Origin of the sequence: Mesorhizobium sp. M1348, from assembly GCF_040317925.1 — a bacterium.
Taxonomy (GTDB): Bacteria; Pseudomonadota; Alphaproteobacteria; order Rhizobiales; family Rhizobiaceae; genus Mesorhizobium.
The window spans coordinates 493829-512495 of record NZ_JAMYLH010000002.1 but is presented as its reverse complement, the minus strand read 5'-3'; the positions used below and the strand labels follow the sequence as shown (position 1 = coordinate 512495).

The window sequence follows — 18667 nt, the reverse complement described above, 5'->3', positions numbered from 1 at the left end:
GGAGGACCTGCGATGAGGCGTGTCGTCGTCACGGGCCTTGGGCTGCTTTCGCCGTTCGGCATGGGCTTCGAGCACAGCTGGAAGGAGCTTCTGACCGGCCGCAGCGCAGCCAAGCGCATCACCGAATTTGAGGTGGAAGACCTTGCCTGCAAGGTCGCCCACGTCATTCCGCGCGGTGACGGCTCCAATGCCACTTTCAATCCTGAAGCCGTTCTCGAGCCGAAGGAATTGCGCAAGATCGGCGACTTCATCCTGTACGGGATCGCGGCCGCCGACGAGGCACTCAAGGATTCCGGCTGGCAGCCGAAGACGCATGAGGAACAGTGCGCCACCGGCGTGCTGATCGGTTCGGGCATCGGCGGCATCGAAGGCATCGCCGAGAATGCAATGATCCTCAAGGAACGCGGTCCGCGCCGCATCAGCCCGTTCTTCATCCCCGGCCAGATCATCAACCTCGTCTCCGGTCAGGTCTCGATCCGGCATGGGTTGAAAGGCCCCAACCATGCCGTCGTCACCGCCTGCTCGACCGGTGCGCACGCCATCGGCGATGCCGCCCGGCTGATCATCTGGGGCGATGCCGACGTTATGGTCGCCGGCGGCGCCGAAGCGCCGGTGACGAGGCTTTCGATCGCCGGATTCGCCGCTTGCCGCGCGCTCTCCACCGAGCGCAACGACGCGCCGCAAACGGCCTCACGCCCCTACGATCGCGATCGCGACGGCTTCGTCATGGGCGAGGGCGCCGGTGTTGTCGTGCTCGAGGAGCTCGAACACGCCAAGGCCCGCGGCGCCAAGATCTATGCCGAGGTCACCGGCTACGGTCTGACCGGTGACGCCTATCACATCACCGCGCCTGCCGAAGACGGCGACGGCGCTTTCCGTTGCATGACCGCGGCGCTGAACCGGGCGAAGCTGACGCCGGCCGATGTCGACTACATCAACGCGCACGGCACCTCGACCATGGCCGATACGATCGAACTCGGCGCCGTCGAGCGGCTGGTCGGCAACGCCGCCTCGAAGATATCGATGTCGTCGACCAAATCGTCGATTGGCCACCTGCTGGGCGCGGCGGGTGCTGCCGAGGCGATCTTTTCGGTCCTCGCCATTCGCGACAACATCGCGCCGCCGACCATCAATCTCGACAATCCGGAGCGCGAAACGGCGATTGACCTGGTGCCGCACAAACCGCGGGCCCGGCAGATCGAGGTGGCGCTGTCCAACTCCTTCGGCTTCGGTGGCACCAACGCCTCGCTCGTCTTCCAGCGCTACAATGGCTGACCGCTCCGCCGGTTTCCGTCTGCCGTCAATTTTGCCATATTCGCCCCTACTCTGCCCGAGGGGATTCGTCGCAAGATCAAATGGTAGGGCGCTATGAACACAAATCCGGCCGATAACGGCGAATTCGGGCAGCGGCCAGCAACGCCCGGCCCGATCGTGCCGAAGACGGCCAGCGAGGCGTTGCGGCCCGAGGCCGGCACGCCGCCGCCGAAGCGCTCGCGTGCCTCGCGCAGCCAGTTCGTCGTGTTCATGAACTTCGTCATCTCTTCGGTGATGCTGATGGTTCTGGCGGCAGGCGTTGCGCTGTATTTCGGCAAGCAGGAGTTCAACGAGCCCGGCCCGTCGGCCAATGGCGACACGTTCCTGGTCAAGCCGAATAGCGGCGTCCAGGAGATCGCCGACCAGCTTGAGCGGCGAGGGCTGATCAGCGACGCCCGCATCTTCCGCCTTGGCGTGCGCGCCTTTGGCAATGATTCCGCCCTGAAGGCCGGCGAATACGAGATCAAGCCGCAGGCGTCGATGCACGATATCATGGAACTGTTGAAGAGCGGCAAGTCGGTGATGTATTCGCTGACTATCCCCGAGGGACTGACGGTCGAGCAGGCGCTGCAACGGATCGCCGAGCAGGACGCGCTGACCGGCGATATGCCGTCGACCACTCCACCCGAGGGCAGCCTCGCCACCGACACGCTGCGCTTCACCCGCGGCGCAACACGCCAGCAGATGGTCGACAAGCTTCTGGCCGACCAGAAGAAGCTGGTCGACGAAGTCTGGCAGCGCCGAGCGCCGGATCTGCCGATCGCCAACGTTGAGGATTTTATCACCCTGGCCTCGATCGTCGAGAAGGAGACCGGCAAGGGCGATGAACGCTCGCGCGTAGCCGCCGTCTTCCTCAACCGGCTGGCCAAGGGTATGCGGCTGCAGTCGGACCCGACCATCATCTACGGCCTGTTCGGCGGCAAGGGCAAACCCATCGACCGCCCGATCTATCAGTCGGACATCCAGAAGCCGACGCCCTACAACACCTATCTGATCAACGGCCTGCCGCCGACGCCGATCGCCAATCCCGGTCGTGCGGCGCTGGAGGCAGTCGCCAATCCGTCGAAGACCAGCGATCTTTACTTCGTTGCCGACGGCAGTGGCGGCCACGTCTTTGCCTCGACCCTCGATGAGCATAACGAGAATGTCGCTCGCTACCGGGCACTGCTGAAAAAGCAGGCGCAGGACGCCGCCAAGGCCGGGGCAACCAATACCGGAGCCGACACGCCGGCGGGAGCCATCGTTGACGATGCGGGCGCCACCGCCGCCCAGTAGGGCCGGACGCCATCAGGTTCGCCCTGTGCATGTCCGGGTGGATGTGCAAGGGCAGCTATGACATTGAAATTCACATGATCCTGTCCGGAGAAATCGTTCCGGCTTGAGAGCATTCGGCAAAGGGACGCACGGCTACATGAACTTGCAGAGCATGACCGGTTTTGCGCGCAGTGTCGCCGAACACGACGGCACTTCGATTGCCTGGGAAGCCAAGTCCGTCAACGGCAAGAGCGTCGAGGTCAGGCTGCGGCTGCCGCAAGGTTTCGACCGGCTGGAGCCGGCCGTCCGGCAGACGGTGCAAAAGCGTTTTGCGCGCGGCAATTTCCAGATGACGCTGACCATTGGCCGCGCCGCCGGCGCTCAAGCGCAACCCGTGGTCAACGAGGCTTTCCTGAAGGATCTGGCGGGGTTGGCCAAGCGACTGCAGGAGCAGTTCGGAGTAGCACCTGCGGCGGCCGACGGGCTGCTTGCGCTGCGCGGCGTCCTCGACATTCCCGAAACCATCGAAACCGAAGAGGCGCGCAGTGTGCTCGATACCGCGATACTGTCGGCGCTGGAAGCAGCACTGAACGGGCTGCAGCAGGCGCGCCAGGGCGAAGGTGCCGCACTTAGTTCCCTGCTGTCCGGCCATATCGACGCCATCGAGGCGCTGACGCTGCGGGCCGAGGCCGATCCATCACGCGAGCCGGCCACGATCCGCGAAAGGCTCGCCGAGCAGATCCGCCTGTTGATGGACGCGTCCGCCAACCTGGACGCCAGCCGGCTGCATATGGAAGCGGCGTTCCTGGCCACCAAGGCCGACATACGCGAGGAGATCGACCGGCTGAAGACGCACGTGGCGTCGGGCCGGGCGCTGCTCGCCGGCGGTGGCGCCATCGGCCGCAAGCTCGATTTCCTAGCACAGGAATTCAACCGCGAATCGAATACGCTGTGTTCCAAGTCGAATGCCGCTGCGGTCACCGCCATCGGGCTGGAGCTGAAGGCGGTCGTCGACCAGTTTCGCGAACAGGTCCAGAATCTGGAATGATCCCGATGCCAAGCCACATGACTGCCAAGCCCCATGACCGCTAGGGATGTGGGTTCCCGCATTCGGCGCCGCGGGCTGATGCTGGTCTTGTCGTCGCCGTCAGGCGCCGGCAAGTCGACGATTGCGCGCAATCTGCTGGAGAGCGATTCCAGCCTGGAATTGTCGGTCTCGGTCACCACGCGGCCACGCCGCGGCAGCGAGATCGAGGGCGTCCATTACCACTTCCGCACCATGCGCGAGTTCGAGCGGCTGCGCGATTCCGATGCGCTGCTCGAATGGGCGGAGGTGCACGGCAATTGCTACGCGACGCCGCGCGAGCCGGCTGAACAGGCGCTGGCCGAAGGCCGCGACATGCTGTTCGACATCGACTGGCAAGGCGCTCAGCAGCTCAAGGAGAAGATGCGCGCCGACATCGTCTCGATATTCATCCTGCCGCCATCGATGAAGGAATTGAAGGCGCGGCTGAAGCGTCGCGCCGAGGATCAGGAAGCGGTGATCGAGACGCGGCTCAAGAACGCCCGCAACGAGATCGAGCACTGGAAGGAATATGATTTCGTCATAGTCAACGACGATCTCGACCGCGCTTTCGCCGAGGTGCGGGGCATCGTCACGGCCGAACGGCTCAGACGCGATCGCCGGCCAGGCCTGTTCGATTTCGTCTCGGGGCTGCTCGACGAAAAGACGGATTGATCAAGGCGCTGTCCCCGCGACCAGGATCAGATTGCGACTGAGTGCGGCGTCGCGCAGTTCCAATGCCGCGGCATATTCGGCGGAGCGATACCAACGCCGCGCCGTGTCCATGTCGGGGAATTCGACGATGATCAGCGGCCCGGGAGACCAGTCGCCTTCCAACATTTCCACCTCGCCGCCGCGTACCAGATAGCGCCCGCCATGCTGGGCGATGGAGGCAGCCGCGCGGGCGCGATAGGCTTCGATAGCCTCTGCGTCACGGATCGCGACGTCGGAAATGACATAGGCGGCCACTGTTTGTCTCCGGGCAAGGTTTGTCAGGCTATCTATGCCATGAGAGCGGAAATTCCACGCGGACGCTTCCCTGCATCACACCGCGTTGGTCAGGCGAACGAATTCCTCGACGCTGAGCGTCTCCGCACGCCTGGTCGGATCGATGCCGGCGCGGGTGAGCAGTGCCTCGCCGCCGAGGCTTTTCACGCTCTGCCGCAGCATTTTCCGGCGCTGGCCGAATGCCGCTTCGGTGACGCGGCTGAGCCGTTTCACCTCTGCCGGCAAGGGGTTGGGGCGCGGCACCAGATGCACCACCGAGGACGTCACCTTGGGTGGCGGCGTGAACGCCTGCGGCGGCACGTCGAACGCAATCCTCGCCTCCGTCCGCCAGCCGGCCAGCACGCCGAGCCGACCATAGGCCTCGCTGCCGGGGCTGGCTGCAATGCGTTCGGCGACCTCGCGCTGGAACATCAGCGTCATCGATGTGTAGAAAGGCGGCCACTCGGTCACGGTCAGCCAGCGAACCAGCAATTCGGTACCGATATTGTAAGGCAGGTTGGCGACGATTTTCGCCGACCCGCCGCTTCCCGGCACTCCTTTGGCAAGCGCTGCAAAATCAGTTTTCAGCGCATCGCCGGCTACGATCTCGAGCCGACCCGGATAGTGGTTCGCGATCTCGGCCAAGGCCGCCAGGCAGCGCTCGTCGCGCTCGATCGCGACGACCCGCCGGGCGCCATTGAGGAGCAGGGCCCGGGTCAGCCCGCCCGGACCGGGACCGACCTCGATAACCGTAACATCGGACAGGTCGCCGGCGATCCGTGCAATCTTGCTTGTCAGGTTAAGGTCGAGCAGAAAATTCTGGCCGAGTGCCTTTTTCGCCTGCAGCCCATAGCGCTCGATCACCTCGCGCAGTGGCGGCAGGCCGTCTATGCTCATCGGGCTGGGCTCATCGGGTTAATGCCATGGAATTGGGCTCATTGGGCTCAGGGGCCTACGGCCTTTTCCCGGTATCGGCAAGCAGGCGAGCGAGTTTCAGCGCCGCAATCAGGCTGTCGGCACGGGCGATGCCCTTGCCGGCGATGTCGAAGGCGGTGCCGTGGTCGGGCGAGGTGCGGACGAAGGGCAGGCCGAGCGTGACGTTGACCGCCTCGTCAAACGCCAGCGCCTTGGCCGGGATCAGCGCCTGGTCGTGATACATGCAGAGCGCCACGTCGTAGCCGGCGCGGGCGCGGGCGTGAAACAGCGTGTCGGCCGGCAATGGCCCGAAGGCGTCGATCCCTTCCTGCCTCAGCCGGTCGATCGCCGGGCGCACGATCCGCTCGTCTTCGGTGCCCATCGCGCCGCCTTCGCCGGCATGCGGGTTGAGGCCGGCAACGGCGAGCCGCGGCTTGGCAATTCCGAAGCGGTTTGCAAGGTCGGCGGCGGTGATGCGCCCGGTGGCGACGATCAGGTCGGTCGTCAGCGCCTTCGGCACCTCGGCCAGTGCGATGTGGATGGTGACCGGCACGGTGCGCAGGTCCGGGCCGGCAAGCAGCATCACCGGCGTCAATTCGGTGCCGGTGTGAAGCGATGCCAGATGCGCCAGGTATTCGGTGTGGCCGGGAAAGCGAAAGCCGACATCGTAGAGCGGCTTCTTGGCAATGGGGCAGGTGACGACCGCGGCAGCGCGGCCAGCCAGGCAGTCGGCAACGGCGCGGTCGATCGCCTCGATGATGCCGGCGGCGTTGGCTGGATCCGGGCGGCCGGGACTGTCGACGAAACGGGCAGCAAGCGCCACCACCGGCAGCGCGCGCGAAAACACCCCCGGCGCTAGCGCCGGCGTCGTCTCGGCAATCGCGATATCGGTGCCGAGCCTGTGCGCCCGCGCGGCAATCAGTGCCGGATCGGCAAGGAGATAAAAAGACGGAACGCCAGCGCTATCGCGGGCCTGCCAAGCAGCGATGGCGATGTCCGGCCCCACGCCGGACGGATCGCCGACGCTCAACGCCAGCGGAAGCTCTACGTCAGGCACGGCGCTTCGACTTCAGCGCTCGATTATGCGGGCTTTCTTCCGCAACTCCTCGACATATTTCTTCGAGAGTTCGTCGGCGTTCTTGTCGTTCGAACCTTCACTCTGGAACACCATCTGCGCGGCTTTGTCGTCTGACACTTCGCGCGACGAGCAGATGCCGATGAATTCGACACCGCGGTCGGTTTCGCGCGTCGTGGTGGCGCCGCCGACCTTTGTAGCCTTTATCTGCTCGGCCCAGTCCGCCGGCAATTGCGGCGCCAGCACCCGGCCGAGATCGCGAACCGTGACATCGATCAGGCCCTTGGCGAATTCGCGCGTGGTGTTGCAGCCGTTGAAGCGGGCGCGCATGGCGTCGGCTTCGCGTTTGCGCTTGGCCAGCGTCGCGCTTCGCTCGGCGGCCGGCACCACGAAGATGACCTGTTGCAGCATGTACTCTGTGGCGCTCGGTTTGCTGCCGCCTTTTTCGAGCATGCGCTTGACGAGGTCCTGCTCGCTCATGGCGCCGCCGCCGTCGCTAGAACGGTGACGCGCGGTCAGCGCCTGGTTCCAGGCCATCTGCGCCCGGATAAACTCCTTGAAATGCTCCTTGGTGACGCCGGATTGCGCCATGGCGCCGTCAAGCTGCTTGAGCGGCATCTTGTTGCTGGTGGCGAAACGCTGATAAGCGGCATCGACCTGCGCGTCGCTGATGCGGATGCCGAGCCGCCGGGCTTCGGCCAGACGCAGCGTCTGGTCGATCATTTCCTGGCCGGCATCGCCCTTTCTGTGCTGCAGGCGCAGGAAAGCGGCCCGATGCTGGATGTCGCCGGTGGTGATCGGTATATTGTTGACGACGTATTTGATCTCGGTGGCGAAAACTGGCCGCGTCACTGCGGTGATCGAGAACGCCACCAGCAGCGCGAACCCTGCCGAAAAGAGGTATTTCCTCATCGAAAGCATCCCAATTCCATCCCGATTCGGCCCAACCTATCCCAGTTCAAGCCGCTGAAATTCGTGCCTGCTCTATGCGGCGAAACAATGTCGTCCGCCAGCCGCCCCGTTGCCGACCGCTGCCCGTTATTGAATGGTGTCGATGGAGCGTTGCGACGAGCCGAAATCGCCGAGCGTGCGGAACGACAGGTTGAAGCCGACGTTCTGCGATACTTCCTTGGTGTTCAGGTCACGTCTTTCCGAAAACGTCATCAAATAGGTAAAGCACGAATCACTATAGGCAAAGCCGACCCCGTCCTTGACCAGAACGCTCTGCTCCAGATCGTACGTGCCGGTGCCAAAGACGCGCCAATTCTCGGCAAGATGTGTCGAGGCGCCGAGCGTAACTTCATGGCGATCGGTCGAGAACCCATAGAGCGGCTGCGCCTGGATGAAGGCGTATTTGGCGCTCAGCGATACCGGCAGGCCTGAAAAGGCGGCCTTTACCTCAGCGCGGCGGATTTCGAAGCTTTGCTCGTCGAAACGGCCACTGACCGAGCCGGAAAACCCGCTGGGGCTGTTGAAGCCGACAAGGCCGACATAGTCGGAGGTTGCAGTTTCAAGACCCGAATAGGCGCCGACATTGACCAGGTCCGGCGTGCCGAACGAGTTCTGGCCGCCGAGCTGGTAGGATTGGCCGAACACCGCATTAGTGCCCCAGCCATTGTCGTATGCGCCGGAATAGCGCAGCCCGACATTGGCGCGTGTGCCGCCTTCCATGCGGTCATAGCCCGAGAATTTGTCGCGCTCGAACAGCGTCGTGGCGTCGAAGACGAAGCTCTGGGCGTCCTCGTTGGGGACCGCCAGCCCGCCGACATATTGCTCGTTCGGACGCATGAATACTTGCGCCATCGGTTCGAAGACATGGCTGGAACTGGTCATCGAGAACAGTACCGGCCAGCGCATCTCAAGGCCGGCGGTCGCCATGTAGCGGGCAAGCGATGAACGCATATCGTCCTCGACGCCGAGATTGGTCGCCATCTGGTTGATGGCGTCGAGCGAGGCCGAGGAGGCGTTGACGTAGCCGGCGTCGCCGCGCAGCGCCAGGAGCGGTGTCAGCAGCAGCCCGCCATCGGTGGTGAAGGTGCGCTTCCATTCGGCTTCCGCGGTAAGGCGGCCGGATTGACCGTCGATGCCGCGGACGTTGTTGACGGACGAAGGGATGCCCGAATTTGCAAGAGCCGTATCGAGCCTGTCGCGGTCAATGACCCGCGCGTTGACGTCGAACGACAGCTGCCCGCCGGCCACCGGCATGTCGGGGATATAGGCGTAGTCGAGCGAGGGCAGCACCCAGGGCTGCTTGGCGGCGCGTGCGGTCGGATCGCTGGCGAGCGTGTCTTCCTGAACGTCGAAGTGCATGGCGCGCACATCGAAGTAATTGCGATCGTTGAGCCCCGTCAGGTACACCTCGGAGCGGTGCACGCTATCGTTGAAGCCATCGATGTCGTAGGTGCGCGCGAAATTCTTGTCGCTCTGCAGCAGGATGTCCCAGCCGAAGTCCCAGCGCGGGTTGATGGCGAACTGGCCCTGGGTGCCCATCATGCCGCGGAATCTGTTCGGGTCGCCTTCGGTACCCGAATTCACGTTGTGGCCATTGTCGTCGATGAAGGCGTCGGGATTCTCCTGCCGGATGCCCGCAATCTTCAGGCTGTACTGACCGTTGTTGAAGCGCTGCCTCCACTCGGCCTCACCGAGGAAACCTTGCTTGGTATAGCCGCTGCCGGTGACAGTGAGATCGTAGGTCGGCGAGAGCGCGAAATAATAGGGAACTTTAACACCGACGCCGAGATCGCTCTTGTAGGCGACGCCGGGGATCAGGAAGCCGCTCTTGCGCTTGACCGTTGGGTCGGCGATCTCGAAAGCCGGCAGATAGGCCAGCGGAAAGCCGAAGAACTCGAAATTCGAGTTCTCGAAGCGAACCGTCTTCTTCTCGCCGTTCCAGATGATCTTCCTGGCCTTGATACGCCAGGTCGGCGCTTTGTCGGGCTTGTCCTCGCACGGCTCGCAGGCGGTGTAGACGCCATTGTGGAACGTCGTCAGCACGCCGCCCATGCGCTCCGCGCTTTCGGCGGCGAAATACGCCTTGTCTATGGTCTCGACACGCAGCGCATTGACGAAGCCGTCGGCAAAATCGTCGGTGATGTCGGCATGCTGCGAATAGATTTTGGTTCCGTCGCTATTGACGAGCTCGACATTGCCGCTGGCGACGAGGCGTTTGGTGTTGCGGTTGTATTCGACCCGCTGGGCGACCAGACGGTTGCCGCCATAGTCGATCTGGACGCCGCCGACGGCCGTCACGGTCTGCTTGTCGTTGTCGTAGACCAGCGTATCGGCTGCCAGCAGCATCTGCGTGCCGCTCGGAACCTTCGTTGCCAGGTCACTGATGTCCTGGGCAAAAGCCGGAGCAACCGGGGCGACGCTGGCAAGCAGGCATGCCAAGGCGCTCGCCGCAGAGAGGCGTGCCAAACCGGCGTGCCTATGGCTGCGCAAAACCGCCTCCCTCACTAGCCGTCTTCCTTGTATAGCAGGAATGTCACCCCGAAGAACATAGCCACGACAACCGGGACCCAAGCCGCTACGGCAGTGGGTACGAATCCCGCTACGCCGAATGCCTTGACCAGCACCGAAACGACATAAAGCAGAAAGCCGGCCGCGATGCCACCCAGAATCATCGTTGCCGACTGCCCCATCCTCGCAAATCGCATTGATACCGTTGCCGCAATCAGCGTCATCGCGACAAGCAGGAAAGGCAGCGCAATCAGGGAATTGAATTGCATGGCGAAGGCATTTGCCTTGAGGCCGAAGGAGCGGGCCACCTCGATCTTGCCGGGCAGATCGTAGAAGGGAATGGTCTCAGGGCGCGCCAACCGCTCTTGCACGAATTCCGGCTTGAGATTGGTCGGCAGCCGATCGCTGGATAACGACTGGATGGTGCCGTCCCGGAACACCTTCACGTCCTGCAATTCCCAGTAGCCGTCCCGCAAAAAGGCGCGCGCCGCATCCTTGCGCTCGATGATGTCGCCTTGCGGGCTGAAACTGAAGAAGACCGCGTCGGCCATCTCGAGGCCTTGGTTGAGAATGGCGCGCGCGCCGATGATGGTGTCGCCGGCGTTGGTTTTCTGCCTGATCCAGGGCGCGGCATCGGCCGAGACGCTGTTCGACTTGCCCGAACGGAGCTGGGTCTCGATCTCCTCGGACCAGGAATAGGCGTGCGCGGCTACCGGATTGATGACGCCGACCGACAAGGCTCCAAACAGCAGCGCCCCGATGCAGCATGGCAGCAGGAACTGCCATGCAGAGACGCCGGCGGAACGGGCGATGACCAATTCATATTTGCGGTTGAGCGACACCAACGTCGCCATCGCCGAGAACAAGCCGACGAACGGCACCGTCTGCAGCATGATCATCGGCATCCTGAGCCCCGAAATGGCGAACGCAGTTGCGTAGGTGAAGCCCGGCACGCCGGTCGTGCGGCCGGAAAGCTCGGTGAAATCGATCAGGAACACCAGCGCCAAGAGGCCGATGAAGAACCAGATGGTGATCGTCACATAGCGAAAGAAGAAGTACCGACCCAGAGTCCAGCCCATCAGCCGGCCCCCTGTCCGGATGCGCCACGCCTGGCAAAACGGAGCTTGATGGCGCTCCAGCCGTCACTGAAGCGGCCGGCAAGATTGGTTATCCAATCGGCCCAGGCAACCGGCAATTCCATGGTCCGGTTGGACACGATGAACCAGATGGCGATCGCCGATGCCACGATCGGGACGCCGTAGACCATATAGGCATATTGCGGCACCTTGTCGGCCTTGCCGGCGGCAAAGAACCCGAGCCAGCGCACGAACAGCGCAATCGCGATTGCCGTGATCAGCGGGTGCACACGCGCCTCGCGATGCGAGCGCGCATCTCCGGCGACCGCAAGCGCGATCAGCGCGAAGACGAGCGAATAGGACCACTCGGAAAAACGCTGGTTGAGCTCGGCCAGGTACCTGTTCGGCTTTTGCTGGTACAGCTTGTCGTTCGGACTGGGATTGAGCAGATACTGGGTCGTCCGGTCCTTCGGCAAAAGCAGGATGTCAGATGAGGCCGACATGAAAGCGGACAGGTCGAAGGCATAGGAGGTGAACCGGATCACCGAGAGGTCGCCGGTCATGGTTTTGCGATGGATGACGCCGTCATTCATCATCAGCACCTTCTCGTCGCCGCGTTCGATGATGCTGCCGGTCTTGGCGTAATAGACGAGATTGACGCCTTCTTCGCGCGAATCGGCGACGAAGATGCCGCCGAGGCGATTGTCGGGAAGCCGTTCGCCAACCTGCAGGAACAGGCCGTCATCGATCTTGCGGAAGGTGCCTTCCTGGATGATCAACGACAACAGATCGGCACGCGACGACGCAATCAACTCGCGGTTCTTCTGGCGTGCGTAAGGGTCGACGCCATTGTCGACGGCGAACGAAAAAACGCTGGCTGCGAGCGCCAGAAGCATGATCGGCCTGACGATGGTCCAGCGTGAAGCGCCGGCGGCATTGATGACGGCGAGCTCCGAATCCGAATTCATCACACTGAGTATCTGAGCGACCGCGACCACCAGGGCGAACGGCACGACGATCGGAACAATCGTCGGGATGATCAACGCTGCGACTTCGAAGAAGGTGAGGGCCGACTGACCGCTATCGGTGACGAGGTCGATGCGGGCGAGCACCTGAGTCGTCCAGACGATCGCCAGCGTCCAGACGAGCGCCAGCGCGAATACCGCGAAAGCACGGCGCATGATGTAACGTTCAACGACCTTCATGAAGGCTTTTCTCGGCGATTTCGAACGGCATCATGCCTTGGAACAAGGTAGTCGTCCGGCGCCGGCTGCACAACTGGCTCAGTTTGGCGGTTCGATCTGGGTTCTGTCCCGTATCGCAAATTCCGCTGGGCCGGAGTGTCGGCGGCAATGGATAAGAAAGGGCGAACATTGTTGGTTAACAACAGGTTGCGGCGGGAAGCGGGGCCGTGCCGCGACGAATCGTAGATGGTTCGATATCGCATATGGGAGCGATTTCGGCCAAAGTCTTGTCAAATGCGGCAAAACGACCAAATGTCGCGCCGGTCGCGACCGCCGCGGCGTGATAAGACGGGTCAGGATCTGTTGAGCCCCAGCATGGAAGCGGAAAAATTGCGCAGTCAAACCGGTCGGGAAACCGTCTTTGACGGCGCGATCGTGGTCGGCGCCGGCGCGGCCGGCCTTGCCGCCGCCCACGCCTTGGTGAAGGCCGGCGTACCGACGCTCGTCCTGGAAAAGGAGAGCCGGCTTGCCGAACCCTGGCATCGGCGGCACCAGCGGCTGCACCTCAATACACATCGCGATCTCTCGACGCTGCCCGGCGTCGGCTATCCCGCAGGCACCCCGGCTTTTCCGCACAAATCGGCCGTCATTCGCCATCTGAACGATTTCAGCCAGGCGCATGGTCTGCCGATCGCATTCGGCGCTGCCGTTGAAGAGATCACGTTCGATGGCGATCACTGGACCGTGCGGACGAACGCCGGACGTCGTCTGGCGCGCCATGTCGTCGTCGCCACCGGGCGCGACCGGCAGCCGTTTATTCCCGCGTGGAAAGGCATGAACGATTTTGCCGGCCGAATTATCCATTCGGCCGATTTTGGCAAGGCGAAGGACTATGCCGGCAAAAAGGTGCTGGTGGTCGGTGCCGGCAATTCGGGGTTCGACGCACTCAATCATCTTGCGAATGCAGACGCCCAAAGCATCTGGCTGTCGGCCCGCAACGGCCCGTCGCTGCTGCCGAAACGCATCGGCAAGATCGCCGTCCACAGGCTTTCGCCTGTCATGGCGCGTTTGCCGATGCGGATTGCCGATGCGGTGATGACGACAACCCAGCGCCTGGTTTTCGGCGACCTGACGAAATTTGGGCTTCCGCCGGCTCCCATAGGCGGTGCGAGCCGTCTGAGCGCCGACTACACCGCGATCGCAGCCGATGACGGCGCGGTTCGCGCCATCAAGGCAGGCACGATCGTGGTGGTGCCACCATTGCGGGAATTTACCCAAGACGGCATCATACTGAATGACGGCAGGTTGATCACGCCCGACATCGTCATTGCAGCGACCGGCTATCGCACCGGTCTGGAGCAGATGGTCGGCAAGCTCGGCGTTCTCGACGGCAAGGGCGTTCCGCTTTTCAACGGCGGCGATGCCGATCCGAAATTACCCGGCCTGTGGTTTGCCGGCATGCGGCCGAGCATTCGCGGTTGTTTCGCCAATGCCCGCATTCAGGCCAGGGCGATAGCGGCGCGGATTGTCAAGCAGCGATGATGAGCAGGACTGTGCCGACTGTTCCGCCCGCAATAGACACGCCTTGTCGAAACGTGCTCGAACCGAAAGGTCAATGATCATGACGCCAGTCAGCATTCGCTACATGGTCGATGATGTCGCCGCCTCGATCGACTTCTACTGTGGACATTTTGGCTTCGCCGTCGAACAGGACGCGCGACCGGCTTTTGCTTCCGTCACGCGCGGCGCGTTACGGCTCCTTCTAAGCGGACCCGGCAGTTCGGGTGCACGGGCTATGCCGGATGGCCGGCAGCCGGTTCCGGGAGGCTGGAACCGCATCCTGTTGGTGGTGCCGGACCTGAAAGAAGAGGTTGCGCGCCTCAAGAGTGCTGGACTTGTCTTTCGCAACGATATCATAACGGGCGTCGGCGGTTCCCAGACCCTGCTCGAAGACCCATCGGGCAATGTCATCGAGCTGTTTCAACCCGCCGCTCACTGACGCAACAACACGGCACCTTCGGTCCGATCTGCCCAATCGAACGCCTCCCGCGATAATCCAACGCACTTCCCGAAAGCAGGACATCATGAATTCGAGACCCTCGATCGCCTTCGCCAAATTCGCCGCGCCCAAAAAGGGCAGCGTTTTCGTTCTGGCGGCCGACGAGGGCGGCCTCAGCGATGCCGCCAGGGCTTGCGATCCGGCAAAGACCCTCGAGCGGGCTTTTCCGGTCGCCGACTTCACCGGCAAATTCGCCAGCCTGGTCGAAGTGCTGGCACCGGAAGGGACATCGCTCGAGCGGCTGGTGGCGGTCGGTGCCGGCAGGGGCTCCAATCTCGATGATTACGGTTGGCTGAAGCTCGGCGGCACGATTGCCGCGTCTTTTCGCAAGGCAACCGAAGTGGCCGTCGTGCTCGATCTTCCCGGTGCGGCCGTCAGCGGCAGGCAAGCCGTTCAGCTTGCAGCGGGCATCCTGCTGCGCAGCTATTCCTTCGACAAGTACAAGACCAAAAAGAACAATGGTGACGACAAGCGCGAGCCAAAAAAGCCGATCAAGGTGACTATTCACACCGCCGATCCGGCAGCTGCAAAGAAGGCCTTCGCCGATGAAGCGGCGGTGATCGACGGCGTCTTGCTGGCACGCGATTTGGTCAATGAACCGGCCAATGTTTTGGGACCGGTGGAATTCGCCGCTCGCATCGCCGAACTGGAGGCGCTCGGCGTCACGGTCGAGATCCTGGCCGAGAAGGAGATGAAGAAGCTCGGCATGGGTTCGCTGCTGGGCGTAGCGCAGGGTTCGCCGCGTGGCGCCCGCATCGCGGTCATGCGGTGGGACGGCGGCAAGGCCAAGGAAAGCCCGGTCGCTTTCGTCGGCAAGGGCGTCACCTTCGACACCGGCGGCAATTCGATCAAGCCGGCCTCCGGCATGGAGGACATGAAGGGCGACATGGGCGGCGCTGCTGCCGTCACCGGGCTGATGCACGCGCTGGCCGCGCGCAAGGCGAAGGTCAATGTCGTCGGCATTGTCGGGCTGGTTGAAAATGCCGTCGACGGCCACGCTCAGCGACCGGGCGACATCGTCACCTCGATGTCTGGCCAGACCATCGAAGTGCTCAACACCGATGCCGAGGGCCGCCTCGTGCTGGCCGATGCGCTGTGGTACTGCAACGACCGCTTCCAGCCGAAATTCATGATCAATCTGGCGACGCTGACCGGGGCCATCATGGTCGCGCTCGGCCAGCATTATGCCGGCCTGTTCTCCAACAATGACGAGTTGGCGGACCGGCTGACGGCGGCCGGACAGGCGACGCAGGAGCGGGTGTGGCGCATGCCGCTCGGCGCCGAATACGACAAGCTGATCGATTCCAAGAATGCTGACATGAAGAACATCGGCGGCCGCCATGGCGGCGCCATCATCGCCGCGCAGTTCCTGCAGCGCTTCGTCAAGGACACGCCCTGGGCGCATCTCGACATTGCCGGCACCGCGATGGGCGCGCCCTCCAACGAGATCAACCAGTCATGGGCTTCCGGCTTCGGCGTCAGGCTGCTCGACCGGCTGCTACGCGATCATTACGAGCAATGAGCGGCTGGGGCGGACTCCGACAATGTAGACTGAACGCATGGCCGAGATTCTGTTTTATCACCTGACCGAATCGACGCTGGAGGATGCGCTGCCCGGCCTCCTGGAGCGCAGTATCGATCGTGGCTGGCGCGCCGTGGTGCAGACCGGCACCGAGGAACGGCGCGACGCGCTGGACCAGCATCTGTGGACTTTCCGGGACGATTCGTTCCTGGCCCACGCAACGGACCGCGAAGCCCATCCCGCCGAGCAGCCGGTGCTTCTGACCGTCGGCCCCGACAATCCGAACCAGGCGCAGATACGCTTCCTGGTCGATGGGGCGGTGCCGCCGGAGCTTGGCGGCTACCAGCGCGCCGTGTTCCTGTTCGACGGCCACGATGCGGCTCAGGTCGAGGCGGCACGCACGTACTGGAAGACAATGAAGGAGGCCGGCCACACCGTGACCTACTGGCAGCAAACGCCCGACCGGCGCTGGGAACGCAAAGCTTAGAGCATTTGCAGCCAAGTGAAATCACTGGCGCCGCAAGAATGCGAAAAACAAAAAGATGGACCGCCGGCTATCCAGAAGATCTGAGCAAGCCCGATGCCGCACGATGAACGAACACCAGGCATGCCGATAGATGCCGCACTTGTTCGCCGGCTGATTGTCGCGCAGTTCCCCAAATGGGCGGACCTGCCGGTAGAGCCGGTCGAGCCTGGCGGCTGGGACAACCGCACGTTCCGGCTGGGCGACAGCATGTCGGTGCGGCTGCCGAGCGCTGCCGCCTATGTTGCCCAGGTCGAGAAGGAGCATCGCTGGCTGCCCCGCCTGGCGCCTCACCTGCCTCTGCCGATACCCGTGCCGCTGGCCAAAGGCGCGCCCGGGGAAGGCTATCCATGGCCTTGGTCCGTCTATCGCTGGCTTGGCGGCAGACCGGCGGCTGGTGAACTGATTGCCGATCTCACTGAGTTCGCCCGTTCGCTGGCCGGCTTTCTGGTCGCGCTCTACCGGATCGACGCCGTCGGTGGGCCACTGGCAGGGCAGCATAATTTCCACCGCGGTGGCCGGCTTTCGGTCTACGACGCCGAGACCCGAGGTGCGCTTTCGGCGCTCGGCGGCCGCATCGACAAGGCCGCCGCCGAGGCGGTGTGGGCGACTGCGCTTGCCTCTGGATGGCAAGCGCCGCCGGTCTGGGTCCATGGCGACGTCGCCTCGGGCAATCTGCTCGTCGAAGATGGCAAGCTCTGTGCGGTCGTCGATTTCGGCAGTTCGGCTATCGGCGATCCTGCCTGTGACCTGGTGATCGCGTGGACGGAATTTTACGGCGAGAGCCGTCAGGCGTTCCGCGACGGCATTGCCCTTGACGAGCACAGCTGGGCGCGCGCAAGGGGCTGGGCGTTGTGGAAGGCGCTGATCGTCGCTTCGGGACATGACGGCAACCAGCGCGAGGCGGAAAAATCGTGGCGACTTATCAATGAGGTGCTGGCGGATCATACAAACCGTTAGAGCGGGATGGCTAATTCAGTTTGAACGCATCCCGCTCTAATAACGAAAGCATTACTGCCCGCCCATCTCCCTCCTGAACGTATCGAAATCGACCTGCATGCCGTTGAAGATGGTGCTTCAATGGCGGGTCAGCGCTGAAACGGCGACCGCCTCCTGGATCTCCTCGTCGGTGGCGCCGGCGCGCTTGGCGTCCTGCGTGTCCGACCAGATACAGTTGTTGCACGGGATTTGCGCCGCCACCGCCAGCGAGATCAGCGACTTGACCTTCGGCGGCAGCGCCGTCTTGTCGCTGAGCTGGATGGCCTTGACCTCGGCCCATGCACCGGGCAGACCGGCTTTCGGGAACTGCTTTACGAAACCGGGCACCCCGCCCATGGTCGACTGGATGTCCTTGACGGTTGCGTCATACTCATCGGCATAAGAAGGGGCTGCAGCCAGGGTCAGCCCGTAGGCGGCGGCGAGCAGGCAGGCACGGCGGACGGAAGAATGCTTTGATGAACGAGTACGACAGACAGACATGATGTTCTCCTCTGGTTTTTGTTGGCCTTACGATGTAAGGTAATGTTGAAAATGAACCTTACAGCGTAAGTTGTTAAGCGGCATCATGGACACATCGATCAAAAAAAAGCGACCCCGCGGCCGGCTGTCTCGCGAGATGATCGAGGATGCCGCTTTGAAGGTGATCGAGAGCGAGGGCCTCGCCGGTTTTTCGATGCGCAAGCTGGCGACTGCACTCGGCTGCGAGGCAATGAGCATCTATCACCACTTTCCTTCGGCGGCGCATCTCTTCGCAGCCTTGGTGGATCGGCTGATCGGCTCCCTCGAAATGCCCGACGCGGACCTACCTTGGCGACAAAGGTTGCCCATCGCCGTGCAGGATTTCCGCCGCGTCGCGCGTGAGCACCCGGCTTTCGCCAGCTTCTTCGTCACCTACCGGATGAACTCGCCGACCTGCCTTGCGTGGCTGAACGGCATCCTCGGCCTGTTCGAGGCCGGCGGCTTCGGACCGGAACTTGGTGCGCGGCTGTTCCGCACCACCGGCTATTATCTGATGGGTGCCATCCTCGACGAGACTGCCGGCTATGCGAAGGGGCCTTCGGCCGTGACCACCGTCAGCGATGAGCAACTGGCGCAGGATTTTCCAAAAGTAGCTGCGGCCGGGCGTTATTTCGGCACCGCCGAATTCGACCGGACGTTTGATCTCGGCCTTGACATGCTCCTGGACGAAATGGAGCGCGCCCGCGACGGCACCAGCGCGCCGAACACCGGGTCTTGA

Annotated in this window: 18 protein-coding genes; 10 read left to right on the top strand and 8 right to left on the bottom strand. The window is 63.1% G+C overall.

Annotated features, from left to right (window positions below; all coding sequences use genetic code 11):
* Positions 1 to 12 precede the first annotated feature (12 nt).
* The 4 genes from fabF (at position 13) to gmk (ending at position 4306) form a co-directional block, all read left to right on the top strand.
* Positions 13 to 1275, top strand: coding sequence for a beta-ketoacyl-ACP synthase II (gene fabF, locus NKH13_RS06655; protein WP_352911483.1), 1263 nt, complete (start codon positions 13 to 15; stop codon positions 1273 to 1275).
* A 93-nt stretch (positions 1276 to 1368) separates the two neighbouring features.
* Positions 1369 to 2589 carry an endolytic transglycosylase MltG gene (gene mltG, locus NKH13_RS06650; RefSeq protein ID WP_352911481.1) on the top strand — a complete coding sequence of 407 codons (1221 nt, stop codon included), beginning with the start codon at positions 1369 to 1371 and terminating at the stop codon, positions 2587 to 2589.
* Positions 2590 to 2725: 136 nt separating this feature from the next.
* Positions 2726 to 3616, top strand: a complete 891-nt coding sequence (locus NKH13_RS06645; RefSeq protein ID WP_352911478.1) for a YicC/YloC family endoribonuclease — start codon at positions 2726 to 2728, stop codon at positions 3614 to 3616.
* Between the two features lie 33 nt (positions 3617 to 3649).
* Positions 3650 to 4306, top strand: a complete 657-nt coding sequence (gene gmk, locus NKH13_RS06640) for a guanylate kinase (RefSeq protein ID WP_023677701.1) — start codon at positions 3650 to 3652, stop codon at positions 4304 to 4306.
* Here gmk and NKH13_RS06635 read toward each other — a convergent pair whose 3' ends face one another.
* The 7 genes from NKH13_RS06635 to lptF all read right to left on the bottom strand — a co-directional run bounded on the left by NKH13_RS06635 (position 4307) and on the right by lptF (position 12348).
* Complete coding sequence (locus NKH13_RS06635) at positions 4307 to 4600, bottom strand: DUF1330 domain-containing protein (protein WP_352467161.1); 294 nt, start codon at positions 4598 to 4600, stop codon at positions 4307 to 4309. It lies immediately after the preceding gene.
* Between the two features lie 75 nt (positions 4601 to 4675).
* The gene (rsmA, locus tag NKH13_RS06630; RefSeq protein ID WP_352911474.1) at positions 4676 to 5515 is read right to left on the bottom strand and encodes a 16S rRNA (adenine(1518)-N(6)/adenine(1519)-N(6))-dimethyltransferase RsmA; all 840 of its coding nucleotides are present in this window, start codon (positions 5513 to 5515) and stop codon (positions 4676 to 4678) included.
* A gap of 55 nt (positions 5516 to 5570) precedes the next feature.
* Positions 5571 to 6590 (bottom strand): 4-hydroxythreonine-4-phosphate dehydrogenase PdxA, encoded by a 1020-nt coding sequence (gene pdxA, locus NKH13_RS06625; RefSeq protein WP_352911472.1) that lies wholly within the window; start codon positions 6588 to 6590, stop codon positions 5571 to 5573.
* 12 nt (positions 6591 to 6602) lie between these two features.
* Positions 6603 to 7529: a peptidylprolyl isomerase gene (locus tag NKH13_RS06620; protein ID WP_352911469.1), complete on the bottom strand. Its 927-nt coding sequence runs from the start codon at positions 7527 to 7529 to the stop codon at positions 6603 to 6605.
* A 117-nt stretch (positions 7530 to 7646) separates the two neighbouring features.
* The gene (locus NKH13_RS06615) at positions 7647 to 10064 is read right to left on the bottom strand and encodes an LPS-assembly protein LptD (RefSeq protein WP_352911467.1); all 2418 of its coding nucleotides are present in this window, start codon (positions 10062 to 10064) and stop codon (positions 7647 to 7649) included.
* On the bottom strand, positions 10064 to 11149 hold the full coding sequence (lptG, locus tag NKH13_RS06610; protein ID WP_352911633.1) for an LPS export ABC transporter permease LptG: 1086 nt from the start codon (positions 11147 to 11149) through the stop codon (positions 10064 to 10066). Before lptG ends, NKH13_RS06615 begins: the two co-directional genes overlap by 1 nt.
* Entirely contained in the window at positions 11146 to 12348 is a 1203-nt protein-coding gene (gene lptF, locus NKH13_RS06605) for an LPS export ABC transporter permease LptF (protein ID WP_292664502.1), read from the bottom strand. Before lptF ends, lptG begins: the two co-directional genes overlap by 4 nt.
* A 354-nt stretch (positions 12349 to 12702) precedes the next feature.
* Between lptF and NKH13_RS06600 the strand changes: the two genes are divergently transcribed.
* The 5 genes from NKH13_RS06600 (at position 12703) to NKH13_RS06580 (ending at position 17391) form a co-directional block, all read left to right on the top strand.
* Positions 12703 to 13869: a flavin-containing monooxygenase gene (locus NKH13_RS06600; RefSeq protein ID WP_352911464.1), complete on the top strand. Its 1167-nt coding sequence runs from the start codon at positions 12703 to 12705 to the stop codon at positions 13867 to 13869.
* 73 nt (positions 13870 to 13942) lie between these two features.
* Positions 13943 to 14326: a VOC family protein gene (locus tag NKH13_RS06595; RefSeq protein WP_292664497.1), complete on the top strand. Its 384-nt coding sequence runs from the start codon at positions 13943 to 13945 to the stop codon at positions 14324 to 14326.
* 85 nt (positions 14327 to 14411) lie between these two features.
* Positions 14412 to 15908 carry a leucyl aminopeptidase gene (locus NKH13_RS06590; RefSeq protein WP_352911461.1) on the top strand — a complete coding sequence of 499 codons (1497 nt, stop codon included), beginning with the start codon at positions 14412 to 14414 and terminating at the stop codon, positions 15906 to 15908.
* A 37-nt stretch (positions 15909 to 15945) separates the two neighbouring features.
* A complete protein-coding gene (locus NKH13_RS06585; RefSeq protein ID WP_352911459.1) occupies positions 15946 to 16395 on the top strand; it encodes a DNA polymerase III subunit chi in 450 nt (149 codons plus the stop codon).
* Positions 16396 to 16515: 120 nt separating this feature from the next.
* Positions 16516 to 17391, top strand: a complete 876-nt coding sequence (locus NKH13_RS06580; protein ID WP_352911456.1) for an aminoglycoside phosphotransferase family protein — start codon at positions 16516 to 16518, stop codon at positions 17389 to 17391.
* Between the two features lie 117 nt (positions 17392 to 17508).
* Here NKH13_RS06580 and NKH13_RS06575 read toward each other — a convergent pair whose 3' ends face one another.
* The gene (locus NKH13_RS06575) at positions 17509 to 17910 is read right to left on the bottom strand and encodes a carboxymuconolactone decarboxylase family protein (RefSeq protein WP_352911453.1); all 402 of its coding nucleotides are present in this window, start codon (positions 17908 to 17910) and stop codon (positions 17509 to 17511) included.
* A gap of 85 nt (positions 17911 to 17995) precedes the next feature.
* On the opposite strand from NKH13_RS06575, the gene NKH13_RS06570 reads away from it, so the two are divergent.
* On the top strand, positions 17996 to 18667 hold the full coding sequence (locus tag NKH13_RS06570; protein ID WP_352911451.1) for a TetR/AcrR family transcriptional regulator: 672 nt from the start codon (positions 17996 to 17998) through the stop codon (positions 18665 to 18667).

Coding starts and splice junctions, on each gene's coding strand:
- fabF (WP_352911483.1), top strand. CDS start 13: ATGAGGCGTGTCGTCGTCACGGGCCTTGGGCTGCTTTCGCCGTTCGGC.
- mltG (WP_352911481.1), top strand. CDS start 1,369: ATGAACACAAATCCGGCCGATAACGGCGAATTCGGGCAGCGGCCAGCA.
- NKH13_RS06645 (WP_352911478.1), top strand. CDS start 2,726: ATGAACTTGCAGAGCATGACCGGTTTTGCGCGCAGTGTCGCCGAACAC.
- gmk (WP_023677701.1), top strand. CDS start 3,650: ATGACCGCTAGGGATGTGGGTTCCCGCATTCGGCGCCGCGGGCTGATG.
- rsmA (WP_352911474.1), bottom strand. CDS start 5,515: ATGAGCATAGACGGCCTGCCGCCACTGCGCGAGGTGATCGAGCGCTAT.
- NKH13_RS06620 (WP_352911469.1), bottom strand. CDS start 7,529: ATGCTTTCGATGAGGAAATACCTCTTTTCGGCAGGGTTCGCGCTGCTG.
- lptF (WP_292664502.1), bottom strand. CDS start 12,348: ATGAAGGTCGTTGAACGTTACATCATGCGCCGTGCTTTCGCGGTATTC.
- NKH13_RS06600 (WP_352911464.1), top strand. CDS start 12,703: ATGGAAGCGGAAAAATTGCGCAGTCAAACCGGTCGGGAAACCGTCTTT.
- NKH13_RS06595 (WP_292664497.1), top strand. CDS start 13,943: ATGATCATGACGCCAGTCAGCATTCGCTACATGGTCGATGATGTCGCC.
- NKH13_RS06590 (WP_352911461.1), top strand. CDS start 14,412: ATGAATTCGAGACCCTCGATCGCCTTCGCCAAATTCGCCGCGCCCAAA.
- NKH13_RS06585 (WP_352911459.1), top strand. CDS start 15,946: ATGGCCGAGATTCTGTTTTATCACCTGACCGAATCGACGCTGGAGGAT.
- NKH13_RS06580 (WP_352911456.1), top strand. CDS start 16,516: ATGCCGATAGATGCCGCACTTGTTCGCCGGCTGATTGTCGCGCAGTTC.
- NKH13_RS06575 (WP_352911453.1), bottom strand. CDS start 17,910: ATGTCTGTCTGTCGTACTCGTTCATCAAAGCATTCTTCCGTCCGCCGT.
- NKH13_RS06570 (WP_352911451.1), top strand. CDS start 17,996: ATGGACACATCGATCAAAAAAAAGCGACCCCGCGGCCGGCTGTCTCGC.